The following is a 20805-nucleotide window of genomic DNA, read 5'->3' on the forward strand; positions in this document are numbered from 1 at the left end:
GGGGTATTTAAATCGGTTGAACCATAATAGAGAGGGCGGTAATTATGATGACTACAGCAGAACAAATTCCATTCCAATTAATTTTAAATAGTGGTAATGCACGAAGCTTTGCAATGGAGGCACTTCAATTTGCCAAACAGGGGAAAATGGCAGAAGCAGATGAAGCGATGGTAAAGGCGAAAGAAGCGATTAATGAAGCGCATCATTTCCAAACAGAGCTCATACAATCAGAAGCAAGAGGAGAAAAAACAGAGGTTAGTGTTCTGTTAATTCATGCACAAGATCATTTAATGAATGCGATTACAGTAAAAGAATTAGCAGCAGAATTTATTGACCTTTATAAAAAGTTAGAAGCGAAAGGGGAATAAAGCATGACTGGAATTAAAATTGCTACAATCGGCGGTGGATCTAGTTATACACCAGAGTTAATTGAAGGATTTATTAAACGTTATGATGAGCTTCCTGTTCGTGAAATTTGGTTAGTAGATATTGAGGCAGGAAAAGAAAAGTTAGAAATCGTTGGTAACTTAGCGAAACGTATGGTGAAAAAATCAGGTTTACCAATCGAGGTTCATTTAACACTCGATCGCCGCGAGGCATTAAAGGATGCTGATTTCGTAACGACGCAGCTTCGAGTTGGTTTATTAGAAGCACGTGCAAAAGATGAAGCAATCCCATTAAAATATGATGTAATCGGTCAGGAAACGAATGGTCCTGGTGGTTTATTCAAAGCATTGAGAACGATTCCTGTTATTTTAGATATTTGTAAGGATATGGAGGAGCTTTGTCCGAATGCATGGTTAATTAACTTTGCAAACCCAGCTGGTATGGTAACAGAAGCTGTCCTTCGTTATACAAATATTCAAAGAGTAGTTGGTCTATGTAATGTTCCAATCGGAATTCGCATGGGTCTTGCAAAATTACTTGAAGTAGATGCAAGTCGTGTTCACGTTGATTTTGCAGGCTTAAATCACATGGTATACGGATTAGACGTATATTTAGATGGCGTAAGTGTAATGGATCGTGTGTTAGAGCTTGTAACAGATCCAGAAAAGCAAATTACGATGGAAAATATTGCAGCGCTTAACTGGGAGCCAGACTTTATTCGCGGCCTTCGCGCAATTCCATGTCCATACCACCGTTATTACTACAAAACACGTGAAATGTTAGAAGAAGAGAAAGAAGCTTCAGTTGAAAAAGGTACACGTGCAGAAGTAGTAAAACAATTAGAAGATGATTTATTCGAGTTATACAAAGACCCGAACTTAGATATTAAACCACCACAATTAGAAAAACGTGGCGGCGCTTATTATAGTGACGCAGCATGTAGCTTAATTACGTCTATTTACAATAATAAAGGTGATATCCAGCCTGTTAATACACGAAACAACGGAACAATTGCAAGCTTACCACATGATTCTGCTGTTGAAGTGAACTGTATTATTACGAAAGAAGGTCCAAAACCAATTGCGGTCGGAGATCTTCCCGTACCAGTTCGCGGTTTAGTACAACAAATTAAATCATTTGAGCGCACAACAATTGAAGCTGCTGTTACAGGAGATTATCATAAAGCGCTGCTTGCTATGACAATTAATCCACTTGTACCATCAGATAAAGTTGCAAAACAAATTTTAGATGAAATGTTGGAAGCACATAAAGAATATCTTCCGCAGTTCTTCAAAAAGGTAGAGAAATAAAGCGGCGCTATTTAGCCCGCTTTTTTTATTCTATTAGGAGGTATTACGATGATTAAGTTAATTGTAAATGCAGATGATTTCGGTCTTACTGAGGGTACAAATTATGGCATTATTGATGGACATATAAATGGACTTGTAAATTCAACGACGATGATGATGAATATGCCAGGAACAGAGCATGCGGTACGCTTAGCGAAAGAGTATAAAACGTTAGGGGTAGGAGTACATCTCGTATTAACGGCAGGGAAACCGCTTCTTGGAGACGTACCATCACTTGTAAATAGCGATGGGTTGTTTCATAAACAAAGCATCGTATGGGAAGGGAAGCTAAGTCCCGAAGAAGTTGAGAGAGAATGGACTGCTCAAATTGAGAAATTCTTATCTTACGGATTAACACCGACCCATTTAGATAGTCATCATCACGTACATGGATTGCCAATTTTGCACGATGTTCTTGAGAGATTAGCTGCTACATATAATGTTCCAATTCGTCGTTGTGAGGAAGAGCGAGCAGTACGCCCATTTTCTGACGTGTTTTACAGTGATTTTTACGCAGATGGTGTGACGGAAGATTACTTCGTGAAGTTAAAAGGAAGAGTACAAGGTGAACAAACGGTAGAAATTATGGTTCATCCAGCTTATATTGATCCAGAGCTTGTGAAGCGTTCTTCTTACGTAATGGATCGTGTGAAAGAATTACGTATTTTAACAGAGAGCGAGTTGCCTGAAGGAATAGAGCTTGTGAAGTTTTAATAGAAAAACGACGGCTATAGAATGCCGTCGTTTTTTATTTACAAAATGGATAAAATATATCCGCCAAAGGCTCCAAGTATAACGATAACCCAAGGTGGTGTTTTCCAAAAAGCGAGCAAGCAAAATAGAAGAGATGCAAAAACAAAATCTACAGCGTTCATAATTGTGCTTGTCCAAATAGGGTCATAAAAAGCTGCTAGTAAAATACCGACAACGGCTGCATTGACTCCAAGTAGTGCACCTTGTATGTAAGAGGTTTTTCTCACACTGTCCCAAAATGGTAAAACACCAATAACGAGCAAGAAAGCAGGAAGAAAGATCGCAATTGTTGCGAGTATTGCCCCAAGCGTCCCGTTTAACATAGCTCCTATATAAGAAGCGAATGTAAATAGTGGACCTGGTACGGCTTGTGTTAATCCGTATCCAGCTAGGAACTGTTCTTTCGTCATCATTCCGTTTTGTACGAACTCACCTTCAAGAAGGGGTAGCACGACGTGTCCGCCTCCAAATACAAGTGCGCCAGAGCGATAGAAACTATCAAATAAAGCGATGTAATATGAGAACGGTCTTAATATTGGTAGCAACAGTAATAGTCCGAAGAATAAGATGAGACAAGAAACTGCTATCGTTTTTGAAATAGGTACTTTTATATTTTGAGATTGGCTAATTGGTTGGTTGCGATATAAAAACCAGCCGATAAAGCCAGATATTATAATGAGAATGACTTGTGTCCAGCTGTTTGGCCATAGTAAGGCGATTGCGGCAGTTACGATAGCAATCGTCGCACGATTTCGGTCTGGCGTTAATTTTTGTGCCATTCCCCATATGGCATGAGCGACAATGGCGACTGCTACAAGTTTTAGTCCATGAATCCAGCCAGCACTTCCAAGATCGAACTGATTAAGGAATGAGGCGAAGAAAACTAAAACAAGCACAGACGGTAAAGTGAATCCAATCCATGAAATAATAGCTCCTAATAGTCCGCCCCTTAATAATCCAACCCCCATACCGACTTGACTGCTAGCAGGACCAGGAAGGAATTGACATAGTGCTACTAAGTCTCCATAGCTTCGTTCATCCATCCATTTTCTTTTTTGCACGTATTCATGGTGGAAATAGCCGAGATGGGCGACAGGACCACCAAATGAAGTAAGTCCTAATTTAAATGAGACGAGAAAAATCTCTAATAATGTGTGGAAAGTGTATTTGTTATTTTCCAAAATGACCTCCTAGAATGTTTTTCTAAGTGCATTATACAAGAGATAGTAAAGCGAAAGGAACGATTCTAATGTAAAGATTGTGTGAATCTTTTCTTCGGAATTAAAGCTTGAAAAAGTCATAAATGATTATGTATAAACCATAAAGTAGTAGAAGTAGTGCTGGGAAATTTATATGAGGAGAATGCCCGTATGACAACACGTTTCTTTGCGAGGTTAACAGGGAAGAGGGAAATACCTCCTGTAAATACAGAAGCTTATGGTGTAACAGAGTTTATATTTAGTGATGATTTAAAGAAATTACAATATCGGATCATATTGAAAAACATCGAAAAAGTTACATCATGCCAAATTCATTTAGGAAAAGCGGATCAAATCGGTCCAGTGGTTTTAAATTTGTTTGGTCCAATAAAGCAAGGTATTAGTGTAAATGAAGGAGTCGTGACCGGTGTAGTCAATGTGGAAGATTTTGAAGGGCCTTTACAAGGGAGAGCGTTTGATAGCTTACTTCAAGAAATCATTCAGGCAAATGTATATGTAAATGTTTATACGAAGTCGAATAAGAAGGGCGAAATCAGGGGGAGAATCAGAAAAGTAAAGAAGTAGAAAAAAGGCTGTCCATTTTGGAACAGCTTTTTTTCTATAAGGTGCAAATTTTAGCGGTTATTGTCGGTAAATCGATATATTGTGAAAATCGCTAATATAATTCGCGTTACGGTCGATATATTTAAAACACTGCTTCGATTAATTTTTTACAGGCTGGTTTTTAATGAAGAAGTCCATGATATAAAACACTTCATCATCAGGGATTTGTATTTCAAATGTATTTTCAATTGGTTGTAATGCTTTTTTCACTTTCATATACATCCAGTACTCATCTTGTCTTCGTTTCTCTTTATCTGGATGAGGGAGGAGGCTTTCTCCTTTTTGAAGACGGTCAACCATACAGCTCATATGCAGAATCACACCCATTAAGCTGTCAGGAGTTAGCTGTAAGGAAATTAATTCTTGAATTGTATTTAATGCGTAACGAATTGTTTTAATAAGTAATGCTCCGTCGTTCCGCTGCATTTGTTGTTCCAGAATATCAGCCATTTTTGCATATGTTTCTTCATACGTAATTAATTCTTGAATTGGCTGAATTGCTGTGTAGTTTACAATGTCTTGGAAATGATACGTTAAGCATGGCACCTGCACATCGAAATTCGTGACGATACAAATGATATTCCGCTCTTTTTTTATGTTCTCAATCATTTTCGTTAAATCTTTTTCATGGACGATACTAATCGGAATAATTTCAATTAAGTCTTTGTCAAATCGCAAATAGTTCTCTAACATTTTTTGAATAGCTAAAGCACTGCCTTCCCCAGTTAAACAAGCTGTTAAAATAACAGACTTCATTGGTGATAGTGGCTTTTTCTTTTCTTCTTGTACGTTTAAGTAAAACGGTGTTAAGTTCTTCACTGTCTCATACAATGCATCTAACGAGTAGCCAAGTTGAGCTTTTCGAGCTGCTTCTAGTGCATGTGGAGTGCTTGTCATGGAAAGAACACGTACCGGAATTTTGAACTCAGTTTCTAATATATCACCAATATAAGCGAGTGAGCCCATATCGACGAGTAAGAGAAGTCCATTTACATTTTGGAGTGTTTTCATATACACTTTCACACGCTCTAAGAAATCTTTCGGCGATTCATGTAACGGCATATCGATACCGGTTACTTCCTCAATGCCGAGCAGTTCGTTTGCGACGTTTGCCATTTCTGTTGCGATGCCGTTGCCGTGCGCTAATATTAATACTTTTACTTCTGTTTGTGAGGCAGGAATTGGATCAACAACGAAGAACATTGTTAAAAAGCCTGCTTCATCAATAGGCATTGTTATTTGTAATTCGTCCTCCAGTAGTTGAATGCATTGCATAGCTACGGAAAAAGCGTCTTTATATTTCGTACGAATTTGATTTAATTGTGGGTGATGAATTTGTTTCCCAGCTTGCAAACGTTGTAGAGTTGTCTGTACATGTAAGCTTAAAGCGAGAAATACTTTTTCATCAAACGTCTTAGATAAATGCTTTTCAGCAAGTTCCGCAATTCTTTCACATACGGAAACGATATTACGATCCACAATTTTAAAAACATTTTCATGACTTGTTTTTTTAGAAATTTGGTTAAAATATTGTACGAAAAAGCTTTGAATATCATTTTCTATTAGTAATTCTAATTCGTCTTCTTCAATACCGCGAGCTTGAAGTTCTTCGTATTTATAATCAATATAATCGTAAATAGAAGACCGTTTTTCATTCTCAATTTTATGATTACTCCAACCTTCATCACCTGTAAATATAAATGTTTCATTTGGTATTTGGTATAGATGACGGCTCTTTCTTTCAATGAATAACCCTTCTTTTATATACCAAGGTAAATCTGTACTTGAAACATAGACAGAGTCACGTTTCTTTGTCACAAGGTCAGAATAGGCTTTCGCACAGGCAATTTGTACATCCGTTTTTAATTGCCCGATGTTATTGGGGCAATTGTAAAAGACGAAAGCGCGCATTGCATTCGGGCTAACGTGAATTTCTTTTCGCAGACGGATTGCTTCATTTGTGAAAAATAGTTGCAGTAAAGCAAATCGTTCTTTATGTGTACGCTCACGAAGTGGTGGCAGCGTAACAGTCATTGGTATACGTCTTGTAAATGTTTTTAATAAAAATGAATTTGGTTCTTCTGTTGTTGCAGTAATGATTAATACTTGTGCTTTACGCTCGTTTTCTGTTTCTCCAAGGCGGCGGTATACCCCGCGGTCAATAAAGGTGAAAAGCATTTCTTGTCCCTCTGGAGGAAGGCGATGTACTTCATCTAAGAAAAGGATCCCTTCATGTGCTTTTTCAATTAACCCTTTTTGATCACTTGCCCCTGTATAAGCTCCTTTTTTAATTCCAAATAACTGTCCCAGTAGTAGCTGTGGATTATTTGCGTAATCGGCACAGTTAAAGACGATAAATGGTGCATTTTTAGGAAGCTGTTCAACTTCAATTGCATATTCGTGCATTAAAGAAGCGAACATAGATTTTCCGACCCCTGTTTCTCCTAGCAGTAAAGTATGCATACCGTTTGGAGGATAGAGAATAGAAGCTTTCGCTTTTTCGATTGCGATTTTAAGGCTTGTATTTTCAATTGCAAATGTATCTAATGAAGTCATTTCCTTTGAATGCGTTTCCAACGAAGCGTTCGTTTCTATATAAAAACGAACAGGACGCGTATTTGTTTTTAATAAACGTTTATCTTTTACAAGTTTGTTTAAGTCGCTACTTACATTGGCACGATCTAGTTGCAACAGGGTAGCTAGTTCTGATGCGGTTACACCTTCTATATAATTGCCTTCTTGTATTGCGTTAAAAATGAGATCTATTCGTTTCATTTCTATTCACCTCGAAACTTCATCACTATTTAAAATTTTACACAAAAATGGGAAGGGTGGGAAGAGAAAAATAAAACAGCTTTAGCAAATAGGCACTAAAGCTGTTACAATCTTGTGTCTTTCCAAAAGTTCACTTCGAGGTGAGAAGATGGATTATAGGGAAGAAGTTTGTATCCTTGTGACTGTAAGTAATCAATTACTTTAGGCAGTATTTGTACGGTTACACTTGAATCATGCATTAAAATCACTTCGACTTGTTCATCGCTCTGATTACGTACTCTTTCTAGTATGGCAGAAGGATTGTCATAGCTTTTCCAGTCATATGTATCGATTGTCCAATCCCACATTTTATACTGGGCGGATACAAGTGCATCACGGTAATTCTTTTTTAAGTAAGGCATACTACCATACGGGACGCGAACGAGATGTGTATTTAATTTTGTAACTTGCTGAACAATGTTTTGTGTTTGTTCCATTTCTGTAATTAAAGCGGATGGATCACCAGTGTAAAGGCGTTTTACATCGTGTGACATACTGTGAAGTCCGATATAATGCCCCTCTTGAATTAATCGTTGCATTGTTTTTTTATAATGTGGTACTTTTCCACCAATAACAAAGAAAGTTGCTTTTCCGTTCTTTTCCTTTAAGATGTTTAAAATTTGCGTAGTATATTTGTTTGGTCCGTCATCAAATGTTAAGTACGCGATTTTTTTTGTAGGAGAGGTAGTTTCAATATTTGGATGATGTTCAGCAGGGGTCATTGTAGTTGCTCCTGCATGAGATGACGCGTACATAGTAATTGTTAAAAATAAAATAACGTATTGAAATACTCGCTTGATCATAACATTCACCCTCAGTTTGACAATCAAGATGTAAAAAAGAAAATATAATCCTTTTCTTATTATGTATATCTTTCTCCAATAGTGGAGCTCTCAAACAATCTATATTTTGGAAATATAAAATGATGAATAAAAAATAGCATCCTCTTTCTTATAAGAGGATGCTATTTGAATATTTCATAATTGTAAAGGCTATACTACAATTAGTCTTCTCTTTTTTTAACCTTTTTATAGAAGGAAATAATTGGTTTGTAACGGTCGTGTACAAGACCGATTACTTCAGCGACTATTTCAGTAAAGAAAATTAAAGCAAACAGAAGAATCATTGATATCCATAGCGTCGCTTTAGTGAAAAAAATAGCATTTACACTAAAAAAAATACCAAATGCATAAATGATGAGCACCGTCGTACGATGAGAGAATCCCATTGCTAGGAGACGGTGATGTAAATGAGATTTATCTGGTGCTGAAATTGGTTTTTTATTTACAATACGACGAATAATCGCAAAAGTTGTATCAAATATAGGTACACCTAAAATGATAATTGGAACAAGGAAACTAAATAGCGTTACACTTTTGTATAATCCCAATAAAGATAGGATGGAAATACAATAACCTAAAAATAGGGCGCCGGTATCTCCCATGAAAATCTTTGCTGGATGGAAATTATAGAATAAAAATCCAAGCGTACTTGCAAGTGCGATAAGTGCTAATGGCAAGATAATAACTGCACCAGTACCCATAGGGCTGGTGAGGGCCATGTAAGCCAATGTTGCTAGAACGATTGATGAAATTCCAGCGGATAATCCATCTAAACCATCAATTAAGTTGATGGCATTTGTAATGCCTACAATCCAAAAAACTGTAATTGGATATGCGAGCCATCCAAGTTCAGTATCCCCGATAATTGGTATATATAGTACCTGTACTAATAATCCACTTTTTACAATTAATATAGCAACTAATAGCTGGCCACCAAATTTTACTTTTGCTGATAATTCATATATATCATCTAAAATCCCAATGATGATGATGATGATAGCGCCTAAGCTTATTGATAACATTCTTTGTTCGTATAACCCACCAACAACAAAACCTACAGCTACACCGATAAAAATTGCTAATCCGCCAAGACGGGGCATGATTTTTTGGTGTACTTTACGCGCGTTTGGTTTATCTGTTGCTCCTATCTTAAATGCTAATTTAATAACGAAAGGAGTAACGCCGAGTACAGTGATAAAGGATGCCAAAATGGCATAAATCACCTGTGAGTCCATTAATACCCCACCTTTTATATTTAAACGTAATTTTTAGATGTTTTTTCTGAAAATTTCGATGATTATTTACAGGCTCATAACATATGGTATCACAAAAAGATTAGAATTCAATCTTTTTTTCTTTGTGTGGTAAATGGAAGCGGATAGAATATATGACAATTGTATACAGAATGTTGAATCATTTGAGAAGGTTAATCGTATTGGGCTTTGGAATATGACATTTTCTCTTTTTCTTCGATAGTGAATACTTTTATTTCAGTATTATAAGTGTTACACGTAGAAATGAGTAAGTTTCGTGTTAAAATGTGGGAATTTATCCGCATGAACGGGCAGTAAGGTTCGCACTTCAAAATTCAGTTGGAGAAAAGAAGTTAGGTGGGGATCTTAATTCCTGTAAAGGCCTGATTGGTTTAACTAATAATTAGTCGATGATGGATGACCCTTACTGAATAAAGTTTCATTTTATATTCTTACATGTAATTTTACAAAAACTTAAAAAAGAATGGAAAAAGTAATTCATATAATAAAGAAGTAAAAGAGTTTTCTCATTTTTAATGTGAGAGGGGGAAGCACAGGGAGAATTCTATGTATTCGTATATTTTCTATTGTATATTCCTGTGCGAAAAGGAAATGAAAATTACGATAATAGGTACCGGATACGTTGGATTAATTACAGGAGTAGGACTGGCAATGTTAGGCCATTCAGTCACATGTTTTGATATAAATGATGAGAAAATTAAACGGATAAAGCAAGGAGATCTGCCTATTTATGAAGCGGGTTTATATGAATTAATAAATGATGCATGTGAGAATGATTGTTTAACTTTTACAACAAGTAGAGTAAAAGCATTTTACGATGCAGAATTTATATTTATTGCAGTTGGAACGCCGTCTTTATTAGATGGGACAGCGGATTTAACATATATTCGAAGTGCTTGTGACGATATTGGAACATATGCGACGAATGACATTATTGTCGTTACGAAAAGTACGGTTCCTGTAGGTACAAATGATGTTATGAGGGGATGGATTGAGGAGAAATTACAAAATAGATATGAATTACATATCGTATCGAATCCGGAATTTTTACGGGAAGGTTCAGGGATTTACGATTTTTTTCAGGGAGATCGCATTGTAATTGGAGCAGATAATGAGGAAGCGGCACGAAAAGTGGAGAATTTGTATAGTGAATTACGCTTAAAAACGTATGTTACAAATATAAAAAGTGCAGAGATGATTAAATATGCATCAAATGCTTTTTTAGCTACGAAAATTAGTTTTATAAATGAAATTTCTAATATATGTGAGAAGGTAGGAGCCAATGTATTAGACGTTGCACAAGGGATGGGAATGGATAAGAGAATTGGGGCGTCTTTTTTAAATGCGGGCATTGGTTATGGGGGTTCGTGTTTTCCGAAAGATACGAAAGCCCTTGTGCAAATTGCAGGGAATGTGGCGCATGATTTTCGCTTGTTGAAAGCGGTTATTGAAGTGAATAATAAACAACAGTTGTTACTGGTTGAAAAAGCAAAGAAAATAATAGATATGAATAAAAAGCAGATTGCAGTTCTTGGCGCAGCGTTTAAACCGAATACTGACGATATAAGAGAAGCGCCGTCCCTTGTTATAATAGAAGAATTAATTAATATGGATGCAGATGTGATTCTATATGACCCGCAGGCTATTCAAAATGTAAAAGGTGTGTTTGGAGAGACTATACGCTACACCGGATGCATAGATGAAGCGATTAGAGAAGCTGATGCTGTTTTTATTTTAACAGAATGGGAATCAATACGAACTTATCCGTTAGAGAAGTATGTAAAGCTTATGAAGGAGCCCATTCTATTTGATGGGAGAAATTGTTATACTATTGAGGATGTCAAGAAGCAAGAGATAGATTATTATTCGGTTGGAAGAGAAAGTATTTGTAAGAGGGACTTTTCCGTTATTCGTTAAAAAGGCATGTATTCATGTATATTCTTATATATCATAATAGAAGTTGTAACTAGTGAAAGAAAAGAGGTAATAAAATGACTGAACGTTTAAAAGTAATGACAATTTTCGGGACACGTCCAGAAGCAATTAAAATGGCACCTCTTGTATTAGAGTTGCAAAAGCATCCAGAAAAAATCGAATCAATTGTGACTGTAACAGCACAACATCGTCAAATGTTAGATCAAGTATTAAGCATCTTTGGAATTACGCCAGATTTCGATTTGAATATTATGAAAAATCGTCAAACTTTAATTGATATTACAACGCGTGGTTTAGAAGGTTTGGATAAAGTAATGAAAGAAGCAAAGCCGGATATTGTACTTGTACATGGTGATACAACGACAACATTTATTGCAAGTTTAGCTGCTTTCTACAATCAAATTCCAGTAGGTCATGTTGAAGCAGGACTTCGTACATGGGATAAGTATTCTCCATATCCAGAAGAGATGAATCGCCAATTAACAGGCGTCATGGCAGATCTTCATTTCTCACCTACAACAAAATCAGCAACGAACTTACAGAAAGAAAATAAAGATGAGTCACGCATTTTCATAACAGGAAATACAGCGATTGACGCACTAAAAACGACTGTAAAAGAAACATATAGTCATCCTGTACTAGAGAAACTTGGAAACGATCGTCTTGTACTGATGACAGCTCACCGCCGTGAAAACTTAGGAGAGCCAATGCGTAATATGTTCCGTGCAATTAAACGTCTTGTTGATAAGCATGAAGACGTACAAGTTGTGTATCCGGTTCATATGAACCCTGTTGTTCGTGAAACAGCAAATGATATTTTAGGAGAACATAGCCGTATTCATTTAATCGAGCCGCTAGATGTAATTGATTTCCATAATGTTGCAGCTCGTTCATACTTAATGTTAACTGATTCTGGCGGTGTTCAAGAAGAAGCACCATCACTTGGCGTGCCAGTTCTTGTTCTTCGTGATACAACAGAGCGCCCAGAAGGTATTGAAGCAGGTACATTGAAATTAGCAGGAACAGACGAAGAGACAATCTTTAGTCTTGCTGATGAGTTGTTATCAGATAAAGAAGCTCATGATAAGATGTCAAAAGCATCTAATCCTTACGGTGATGGCCGTGCATCAGAGCGCATTGTTGAAGCAATTTTACAACACTTTAATAAGTAAATAAAAAAGAGCCAAATCATATGCGATTTGGCTCTTTTTGTTATTGCTGATTTCTCATAATCCACTCTGCATGAGCATTCGTAGAAGGAGGTGGTTCAGTTGGTGTTTTGTTCTGATTCTGATTCGTTTCTTTCTTTGCCTTTTCGTCAGAGTTAGAATTTGAAGAAGGGTTTGATTCGGTTTTTGTCGTTGAATTGTCTTGCGTGTTTGCTGTTTCTCCTAATTCTTTTTTTATTTCGTTACGTACTGCCTCAACACCGTTTGGATCCGGAAGGAAGTAATAAATACCACCTATTTTTTTGTCTTCTCCTTCAAGCTTGAACGTTTGTATTGTAGAAGGATCAAACCCAGATAGTTTATTGTAAAGTGCAAGTCCGTCAGAAATAGGAATGTCAGTTTTTATATATTTTCCAACGACTGTTGTTAAATCTTTAATTTTAAATACGGTAGAGGCTGAATTTAGTTTTTGAGCAACAGCGGCTAGTAATTGTCTTTGTCTAGCGGCCCGACCATAATCGCCGTTTGGATCCTGCTTTCGCATACGTACGTATGCGAGTGCTTCTTCCCCATTTAAGTCTTGTTGTCCTTGCTTAAATTCGATTTTTTTGTAGTAATCCACGTCTGAACGCTCCCAAAAATCGAATGGGACATCAACAGTAACACCGCCAACAGCATCAACAATTCCTTTAAAGCCTTGGAAATCAATTTTAATATAATGGTCTACAGGAACTTTTAGAAAACCTTCGATAGTTTTGATTGCCATTTCTTCTCCGCCGTAAGCGTGCGCAGCGTTAATTTTGTCCTCTTTGTTCTTACCAACAATTGGAACGCGACTATCACGAGGGATACTCATAAGCGAAATCTTTTTAGTTTTAGGATTGATGGTCGCAAACATTAATGAATCTGTACGACCGTTTTGACCGTCCGTTGCATAATCTTCTATACCCATAATGAGGAGTGTAAAAGGCTCCTTTGTAATTTCTACATCTTCGGTTCTCAAGTCCGATTTTTGACGAGTAAAACCACTATACATCCCCATGAGAGAAGAGTAGGAATTTAATATATAAAGTCCTACACCACCAAATAAAAATACGAAAATAAGGAAGTAGAAAAACTTTCTTCTTCGTTTCTTTTTTATTCTGCTATTTTGGAGATGATAATAACGTTCTTCCATATATAATCTCCTTAGTTCATTTGTAGGAAAGTAATTTACTACATTAATCTTTAAAGGTGAGGATGTAGTTATTCTTAGATAACATCTTGTTCTAAGTACAACATATCTCCTTCTGTAATTGTACATTTCCCATTTGTTAACTCAATCATCCAATCTGTGAATGCTTGTTTTCCGTCTTCTTTTACATACGTATCAAATGTGACATTTTCGAGATAATGTATATCTTTAATGGCATATTTCGAATTACGTAATTCATTTTCAATTTTGCCAAGTAATGTGTAATCAATTTCGGTCTGCATAACACGCATTAGTTTTCGCTGAACAATACCGACATGATTAATGCCTTCGCTTGTACATTTTCCATATGCGCGAATTAATCCACCTGCGCCAAGTTTGATGCCACCAAAATAGCGTGTAACGACAACGACGGTATCTTTTAAACCGCGTTTTTTTAGTACCTCTAACATAGGTACGCCAGCTGTGCCGCTAGGTTCTCCATCATCATTTGCTTTTTGGATTTGATCTTGTTCGCCAATCAAATACGCAGAACAATTATGTGTGGCATTCCAATTTTGTTTTTTTATTTTTTGTATAAATTCTTGAGCTTCTGCTTCGGTTGTAGCTCTGCTAACGTAACAAATAAATCTTGATTTTTGAATGACAATTTCGTGCTCACCGTAGTCTTTGATTGTTAAATATTGTAATAACACTCGTATACGCCCCTATCTACCAAAATGACTAGTACTTTACATTTTAAAAGCGAGCGTTTTTATATTCAAACATTTTTTATAAATAAGTTGAAATTTTTGGTGAGTATTTCACCTTTTTGTTGTAATTTGTCGAGATGGTAAGTGTTATTTTAAATTGGCATTTTCATGTATGGATGCACCATTTTTAGTTTTCGTGTAAAATTAGGGAATAAAAACTTTTTTATAAGGCAGGTACGCAAATGAAAACAGCTATTGTTACTGATAGTACAGCATATATACCGAAGCATATTCGTGATGAACTCAATATATATATGATTCCATTAAACGTTGTGTTTGGAACGGAATCTTATCAAGAAGAAGCTGAAATTTCAGTAGATGATTTCTATGTAAAAGTACGTGAGCAAGAAGAACTTCCGAAAACTTCTCAGCCAGCAATCGGAAAGTTTGTTGAGTTATTTGAAGAACTATCTAAGGATTATGATGCGGTTATTAGCATTCATCTTTCAAGTGGGATTAGTGGTACATATCAAACGGCAACGACAGCCGGGCAAATGGTAGAGGGTATTGATGTATATACGTACGACTCTGAAATTAGTTGTGAAGTACAAGGATTCTATGTACGTGAAGGAGCAAAATTAGCAAGCGAAGGAAAAGATCCGAAAGAGATCGTTGCCCGTTTTGATGAAATGAAGCAAACGATGGACGCTTATTTTGTAGTGGATGATTTACATCATTTACAACGTGGAGGACGATTAAATAGTGCACAAGCTTTCATTGGTAGTTTGTTACAAGTGAAGCCCGTTTTATATTTTAGAGATAAAATCATTATTCCATTTGAAAAGATTCGTACACGTAAAAAAGCGTTAAAACGAATTGTTGAAATTTTTGATGAGCAAGCAAGTCAAGGTGTACCTATGGAAGCAGTTATCATTCATGCACAACGTGAAGAGGAAGCGAATGAATGGAAGGCAGAATTAGAAGCAAAATATCCTCATGTTACAATCCGCACAGGTTATTTCGGTGCTGTAATTGGTACGCATTTAGGTGAAGGTGCACTAGGTCTTGGATGGTATACGAAGTAATAAGATATAAAAAGCTCTCTTTTTGAAGAGGGTTTTTTTACGGATATTTTACGTGTAGTTGACAAGTTAATATTTGGAAATGGTAAAATGTACGTAAAATAAAATAATGAGGAAAGTTTTATAACTTACTTTTTACAAGAAACTATATTATAATAGAAGAGAGGTGAAACATATGGAGCATAATTCTTGTTTATGTCCAAAGTTTGAGTCAGCTTTTACTTTGCTTAGTAAAAAATGGACTGGCTTAATTATTAAATCTTTGCTTGAAGAGTCAAAACGTTTTAGAGAAATCGCAGATATTATACCGAATATGAGCGATCGTATGTTATCAGAGCGTTTAAAGGAATTGGAAAGTGAAGGCATTGTAGTTCGTAATGTTTATCCGGAAGTACCAGTGCGAATCGAGTACGGCTTAACTGAAAAAGGGAAAGCATTAGAAAGTGTTATGGATGAAGTCCAAAATTGGGCTGAGAAATGGATGAAATAACATTTTGATTTCATTTGTATTAGTGTATGTAACAAAACGTAAGGGAAACCTTGCGTTTTTTTTTGCTTATAAAAAGCTTTTAAAATTCTACACATATATACAAAAATATGCATATTTTGCGATAGAGTTACATATAATATTACATTTGTTTTACAATAGCGTAACATTAGCAAAAAAAATCCCGAATTATGGTATAAATTTTATAGGTTATATACGGAAAAAAGACAAAAGAAAGCGGTGTAAAAAATAAAATGAAAAAGCTAAAAATGGCATCTTGCGCATTAGTTGCAGGGTTAATGTTTTCAGGACTAACACCAAATGTATTTGCAGAAGATAAAATTTCTGACGTGAAATCACAAATTAATACACAAAATGACACTTTACATAAACAACAACAAGAACGTGATGTATTACAAAAGCAAATGAATGACTTAAACAAAACAATTCAAGGTTTGGATAAATCTGTTCAAGAGAATGCTTCAAAACTTGATGAAACAACGAAAAAAGTTGCGGATACTGAGCAATTAATCGAAAATAAAAATAAAGATATTGCAGAACTACAAACGAAAATTGCAAAACGTGAAGAGTTATTAAGAAAACGTTTAGTTGCACTTCAAGAGCAACCAAACACGAACGTTGTAACAGAAGTTCTTGTAAACTCTAAAAACGTTGCAGATTTAGTTGATCGTTTAACTTCTGTTTCTAAAATTCTTGAGTCTGACGAAGATATCATGAAAACACAACAAGAAGACCAAGCGAACGTGAAAAAAGATGTTGAAACGGTAAAAACAAAGCAAAAAGAACTAAAAGAAGCACAAGCTCAAATTGAAACGGCTAAGAAAGAACTTGACGCTGAAAAAGCGAAAAAAGCAACAGCAGTAAACGATTTAAGCGGTAAAATGGACACAGTTGTAACTTCAATGACAAGTACGGAAAGTCAATTGAAAGATCTTGAAAAACAAGCATTACAATTACAACGTATTGCTGAACAAGAAGCACAAGAGAAAGCGGCACAAGAAGCTGCTGCTCAAAAACAAGCAGAACAAGCTGCTAAAGATGCGCAAGCGCCCACAGCACAAGCACCTGCTCAGCAAGCTGCACCAGCAAACAACGGTGGACAAGCTCAAAAAGAAGAGCCTAAAAAGGAAGAACCTAAAAAAGAAGAGCCTAAAAAAGAAGCACCTAAGCAAGAAACGAAAAAACCAGAGCAAAACCCGGCACCAGCTCCAACTCCGGATACTGGCGTAATTGCTAAAGCACGAAACTACTTAGGCTTACCATATGTTTGGGGAAGTGCATCTCCATCAAACGGTGGTTTTGACTGTAGTGGATTCATTTCTTACATCTATGGTGTAGGACGTCAAGACGTTGCAGGTTACTGGAATTCAGTTTCTAGAGTAAGTAGCCCACAACCTGGAGATTTAGTATTCTTCCAAGGTACTTATAAACCAGGTCCATCTCACATCGGTATTTACGTTGGGAATGGCCAAATGATTCATGCTGGTGATAAAGGGATTGCTTACGCTAGCTTAAGCAGTAGTTACAACCAAAAACATTTCTTAGGTTACGGAAGATTATAGGATTATAATTTAATAAAAAAACGTGTATAAAGTCGATAGCTTACTATTTTATAAGTAGGTTATCGGCTTTTTTGAGTTTTTACGAGATTATGAGAAAGGTTTATAGTAGTGCTGGAGGTGGTTGCTGATGTTAGCAGGGAAACAGTTACTATTAGAGGAACTCTCTTCAGATTTACGGGATACATTACAAGATTTGAAAAAGAAGAGGGAGGTCGTATGTGTACAAGGTGTAAAAAAGAAAGCTTCTAAATATATGTGTCAGCGCTGCGGAAATATCGAGCAGCGACTATTTGCGTCATTTTTATGTAAAAGGTGCAGTAAAGTATGTACGTATTGCCGGAAGTGTATAACGATGGGGAGGGTAAGTGAATGTGCTGTACTCGTTCGTGGGATCGCTGAAAGAAAAGGAGAAAAAGGTTTAAATCCGTTACAGTGGAACGGGACCTTGTCTACTGGTCAGGAGTTGGCGGCGCAAGGTGTTATAGAAGCTATTAAGAAGAAAGACTCTTTTTTTATTTGGGCTGTCTGCGGGGCTGGAAAGACAGAAATGTTATTTTACGGTATGGAAGAGGCATTGCGAAAAGGAGAAAGGGTTTGTATCGCAACACCAAGAACAGATGTTGTACTAGAATTAGCACCGAGATTACAAGAAGTGTTTCCACATATAAATGTAGCTGCTTTATACGGAGGGAGTGTAGACCGGGAAAAAGATGCAGCGTTAGTCGTTGCAACTACGCATCAATTGTTACGTTACTATCGAGCGTTTCATGTCATGGTTGTAGATGAGATAGATGCCTTCCCGTATTATGCGGATCAAATGTTACAGTATGCAGTGCAACAAGCGATGAAAGAGAAAGCGGCGCGTATTTATTTAACGGCAACTCCCGATGAAAAGTGGAAACATAATTTCAGAAGTGGTAAACAAAAAGGTATCATTGTCTCTGGACGATACCATCGTCATCCGTTACCAGTTCCTTTATTTTGCTGGTGCGGAAATTGGAAGAAAAGTCTCCACCATAAAAGAATTCCTCGAGTGTTACTACAATGGTTAAAAATGTACGTAAGCAAAAAATATCCCATTTTTTTATTTGTTCCTCATGTGCGATATATAAAAGAATTGAGCCTGATATTGAAAACGTTGGATCCTAGAATCGATGGTGTACATGCAGAAGATCCGATGAGAAAAGAAAAAGTAGCAGCTTTCAGAAAGGGAGAAATTCCGTTATTAGTTACAACGACAATTTTAGAGAGAGGAGTAACTGTGAAGAATTTACAAGTTGCGGTGTTAGGGGCGGAAGAAGAAATCTTTTCAGAAAGTGCGCTCGTACAAATTGCCGGCCGAGCAGGTCGTAGTTTTGAAGAACCTTATGGCGAGGTCGTTTATTTTCATTGTGGTAAGACAGAGGCGATGGTACGCGCGAAAAGGCATATTCAAAGTATGAACAAAAAGGCGAAAGAACAAGGATTAATCGATTAATGCATTGTCTACTTTGCGATGAGTATATGTTGGAAACAGTTAGTTGGTACACCTTCTTTGTAAAGTCTCACAAAAAATATATATGTGATAGGTGTGAGCGGAAACTTTCCTATATTATAGGAGAGATTTGCATGGAGTGTGGGCGACCTTTAGAGGACTTGACTTCCGAATATAAAGAAAATGATATTTGTGTGGATTGCATAAGGTGGATAAAAGAGGAGAAGTATCGTCCTTTTAAAAATCGTTCTTTGCACGTGTACGATGATGAGATGAAAGAAATATTAGCACAGTTTAAGTTTCGGGGAGATGCGGAGTTAGTTCATATTTTTTATCGATCCTTTCGAGAGCTATTTCAAAAGCATTTTACGAGCATTTCAAGTGTTATTGCTGTTCCGCTTAGTAGGGAACGGGAATATGAACGTGGTTTTAATCAGGCAGAGTTATTAGCAGCATGTTTACCTGTCAAAATTTCTTATCCCTCATTAAGAAGAAGGGAAACAGAAAAGCAAAGTAAGAAGACACGTAAAGAAAGGCTTTCGGGAAGTAATCCTTTTTATTTTCAGGGAGAAGATATGTTTCATGATCAACATATTTTACTCGTTGATGATGTATATACGACAGGAATTACAGTTAGACAAATTGGAAGTCTTTTATACGATAGAGGAGCAAGGGAAGTTTCTAGTTTGACGCTTTGTAGAAGTTGATCTGTAACTGTCGAAAGGGATAATAAAAAGACGATAAGTCTTCTTTGACTTCGTAAGTTGTCATTCGTTATAGTCAAAGTATGGGGCGAATGCCCTGATTTTTAGAGTGAAGGGAATGGAATGAACATGCAAGGAAGAGTGAAATGGTTCAATGCAGAAAAGGGATTTGGGTTTATTGAGCGTGAAGATGGTGATGATGTGTTTGTTCATTTTTCTGCTATTCAACAAGATGGATATAAGTCATTAGAAGAAGGGCAACAAGTTGAGTTTGACATTGTAGATGGAGCACGTGGGCCACAAGCAGCTAATGTTGTAAAACTGTAGGAATATTGTTTTTGGGTAGAGAAAGCTGCGTTTGTGGCAACGTTATATATAGTAGAACCTCTTGTTTTTTGCAAGAGGTTTTTGTTATGAATCAAGTTGTCAAAAAGTTGTTTCTTTTCTGTAACGAATTGTCCACAGTTATATTCGTTATTCACGATGTTAATAGGATAAAATAAAGATAGAAACGATGCATCTTTTCATTTCAACAAAAAACGATAAAAAAATCGCAATTCCACTAATTTTTTTAAAAAAGTTAGAAGGAGTTTTTAAGCCAATGTCGAAATTATAGTACATAGGCTTGAAAGGAGGAATTCATCTATGAAATTCAACATTCGTGGTGAAAATATTGAAGTAACTCCAGCATTAAAGGAATATGTAGAGAAAAAACTAAGTAAGTTAGAGCGTTATTTTGATACATTCCCAGAGATTAAAGTTAATTTAAAAGTATACTCTGACAAGCAACGTGTCGAGGTAACAATTCCATTTACTGATTTATTACTTCGTGCAGAAGAAACTAATAGCGATATGTACGCTGCTATCGATTTAGTAGTTGATAAACTTGAGCGACAAATTCGTAAACATAAAACAAAGGTAAATCGTAAGTTACGTGAGAAAGGTTCTGTGAAAACGAACTTTATCCTTCCAGAAGCAGTAGCTGTTCTGGATGCGGTAGAAGAGGATGAATTAGAACTTGTACGTACAAAACGATTTGATTTAAAACCGATGGACGTTGAAGAAGCGATCCTACAAATGGATATGCTAGGGCATAATTTCTTCGTCTTCACAAATGCTGATACAAATGAAACTAATGTTGTATATGGCCGTAAAGATGGGAAATATGGTTTAATCGAAACTAAATAATAATTCAAAAGCGCAGCCGAAATGGCTGCGCTTTTTTTGCTGAAAATAGATTTTTTT

At 36.4% G+C, this 20805-nt stretch carries 19 protein-coding genes; 13 read left to right on the top strand and 6 right to left on the bottom strand.

The genetic code is table 11. The features are described 5' to 3' along the window. Positions 1 to 44 precede the first annotated feature (44 nt). Genes QEP67_RS01370 through chbG form a run of 3 tightly spaced genes read left to right on the top strand, consistent with a single transcriptional unit; the run spans position 45 to position 2450 of the window. A complete protein-coding gene (locus QEP67_RS01370; protein WP_000989055.1) occupies positions 45 to 368 on the top strand; it encodes a PTS lactose/cellobiose transporter subunit IIA in 324 nt (107 codons plus the stop codon). A 3-nt stretch (positions 369 to 371) separates the two neighbouring features. Next, complete coding sequence (gene celF / locus QEP67_RS01375; protein ID WP_000145749.1) at positions 372 to 1697, top strand: 6-phospho-beta-glucosidase; 1326 nt, start codon at positions 372 to 374, stop codon at positions 1695 to 1697. Positions 1698 to 1745: 48 nt separating this feature from the next. Further along, entirely contained in the window at positions 1746 to 2450 is a 705-nt protein-coding gene (gene chbG / locus QEP67_RS01380; protein WP_000593474.1) for a chitin disaccharide deacetylase, read from the top strand. A 38-nt stretch (positions 2451 to 2488) separates the two neighbouring features. On the opposite strand, the gene QEP67_RS01385 is transcribed toward chbG, so the two are convergent. Continuing rightward, entirely contained in the window at positions 2489 to 3670 is a 1182-nt protein-coding gene (locus QEP67_RS01385) for a chromate transporter (protein WP_000429775.1), read from the bottom strand. A gap of 189 nt (positions 3671 to 3859) precedes the next feature. On the opposite strand from QEP67_RS01385, the gene exsM reads away from it, so the two are divergent. Then, a complete protein-coding gene (exsM, locus tag QEP67_RS01390) occupies positions 3860 to 4273 on the top strand; it encodes an exosporium regulatory protein ExsM (protein ID WP_000213117.1) in 414 nt (137 codons plus the stop codon). A gap of 138 nt (positions 4274 to 4411) precedes the next feature. Here the strand turns inward: exsM and QEP67_RS01395 are convergent, their stop codons facing one another. The 3 genes from QEP67_RS01395 to QEP67_RS01405 form a co-directional block, all read right to left on the bottom strand. Further along, positions 4412 to 7087, bottom strand: coding sequence for a sigma-54-dependent transcriptional regulator (locus tag QEP67_RS01395; RefSeq protein WP_000820939.1), 2676 nt, complete (start codon positions 7085 to 7087; stop codon positions 4412 to 4414). A gap of 104 nt (positions 7088 to 7191) precedes the next feature. Then, positions 7192 to 7929, bottom strand: a complete 738-nt coding sequence (locus QEP67_RS01400; RefSeq protein WP_000597170.1) for a polysaccharide deacetylase family protein — start codon at positions 7927 to 7929, stop codon at positions 7192 to 7194. 200 nt (positions 7930 to 8129) lie between these two features. Continuing rightward, on the bottom strand, positions 8130 to 9203 hold the full coding sequence (locus QEP67_RS01405; RefSeq protein WP_000378301.1) for an MraY family glycosyltransferase: 1074 nt from the start codon (positions 9201 to 9203) through the stop codon (positions 8130 to 8132). Positions 9204 to 9788: 585 nt separating this feature from the next. Between QEP67_RS01405 and QEP67_RS01410 the strand changes: the two genes are divergently transcribed. Together QEP67_RS01410 and wecB are read left to right on the top strand one after the other, a co-directional pair. Next, a complete protein-coding gene (locus QEP67_RS01410) occupies positions 9789 to 11159 on the top strand; it encodes a UDP-glucose/GDP-mannose dehydrogenase family protein (protein WP_000287631.1) in 1371 nt (456 codons plus the stop codon). Between the two features lie 74 nt (positions 11160 to 11233). After that, positions 11234 to 12349: a UDP-N-acetylglucosamine 2-epimerase (non-hydrolyzing) gene (wecB, locus tag QEP67_RS01415; RefSeq protein WP_000140148.1), complete on the top strand. Its 1116-nt coding sequence runs from the start codon at positions 11234 to 11236 to the stop codon at positions 12347 to 12349. Positions 12350 to 12389: 40 nt separating this feature from the next. On the opposite strand, the gene QEP67_RS01420 is transcribed toward wecB, so the two are convergent. Together QEP67_RS01420 and QEP67_RS01425 are read right to left on the bottom strand one after the other, a co-directional pair. After that, positions 12390 to 13523 (bottom strand): LCP family protein, encoded by a 1134-nt coding sequence (locus QEP67_RS01420; protein ID WP_000392778.1) that lies wholly within the window; start codon positions 13521 to 13523, stop codon positions 12390 to 12392. 74 nt (positions 13524 to 13597) lie between these two features. Further along, on the bottom strand, positions 13598 to 14233 hold the full coding sequence (locus tag QEP67_RS01425) for a YigZ family protein (RefSeq protein ID WP_000926677.1): 636 nt from the start codon (positions 14231 to 14233) through the stop codon (positions 13598 to 13600). A gap of 239 nt (positions 14234 to 14472) precedes the next feature. Here QEP67_RS01425 and QEP67_RS01430 point away from each other — a divergent pair, with 239 nt between their 5' ends. The 7 genes from QEP67_RS01430 (at position 14473) to raiA (ending at position 20748) form a co-directional block, all read left to right on the top strand. After that, positions 14473 to 15315 carry a DegV family protein gene (locus QEP67_RS01430; protein WP_000844776.1) on the top strand — a complete coding sequence of 281 codons (843 nt, stop codon included), beginning with the start codon at positions 14473 to 14475 and terminating at the stop codon, positions 15313 to 15315. Between the two features lie 172 nt (positions 15316 to 15487). Then, positions 15488 to 15802 carry a helix-turn-helix domain-containing protein gene (locus QEP67_RS01435; RefSeq protein ID WP_000400858.1) on the top strand — a complete coding sequence of 105 codons (315 nt, stop codon included), beginning with the start codon at positions 15488 to 15490 and terminating at the stop codon, positions 15800 to 15802. 251 nt (positions 15803 to 16053) lie between these two features. Further along, the gene (locus QEP67_RS01440; RefSeq protein ID WP_000734335.1) at positions 16054 to 17382 is read left to right on the top strand and encodes a C40 family peptidase; all 1329 of its coding nucleotides are present in this window, start codon (positions 16054 to 16056) and stop codon (positions 17380 to 17382) included. 127 nt (positions 17383 to 17509) lie between these two features. Then, the gene (gene comFA, locus QEP67_RS01445; RefSeq protein WP_353706504.1) at positions 17510 to 18859 is read left to right on the top strand and encodes an ATP-dependent helicase ComFA; all 1350 of its coding nucleotides are present in this window, start codon (positions 17510 to 17512) and stop codon (positions 18857 to 18859) included. Continuing rightward, positions 18859 to 19563 (top strand): ComF family protein, encoded by a 705-nt coding sequence (locus QEP67_RS01450; RefSeq protein ID WP_048566666.1) that lies wholly within the window; start codon positions 18859 to 18861, stop codon positions 19561 to 19563. The genes comFA and QEP67_RS01450 overlap by 1 nt, the downstream gene beginning before the upstream one ends. A 126-nt stretch (positions 19564 to 19689) precedes the next feature. After that, the gene (gene cspC, locus QEP67_RS01455) at positions 19690 to 19887 is read left to right on the top strand and encodes a cold shock protein CspC (protein ID WP_001990088.1); all 198 of its coding nucleotides are present in this window, start codon (positions 19690 to 19692) and stop codon (positions 19885 to 19887) included. Between the two features lie 318 nt (positions 19888 to 20205). Next, positions 20206 to 20748 carry a ribosome-associated translation inhibitor RaiA gene (raiA, locus tag QEP67_RS01460; protein ID WP_000671193.1) on the top strand — a complete coding sequence of 181 codons (543 nt, stop codon included), beginning with the start codon at positions 20206 to 20208 and terminating at the stop codon, positions 20746 to 20748. The last annotated feature ends 57 nt before the right edge of the window (positions 20749 to 20805 follow it).

This window comes from Bacillus cereus group sp. MS39 (assembly GCF_040448665.1).
In the GTDB taxonomy this organism is placed as follows: domain Bacteria; phylum Bacillota; class Bacilli; order Bacillales; family Bacillaceae_G; genus Bacillus_A; species Bacillus_A wiedmannii.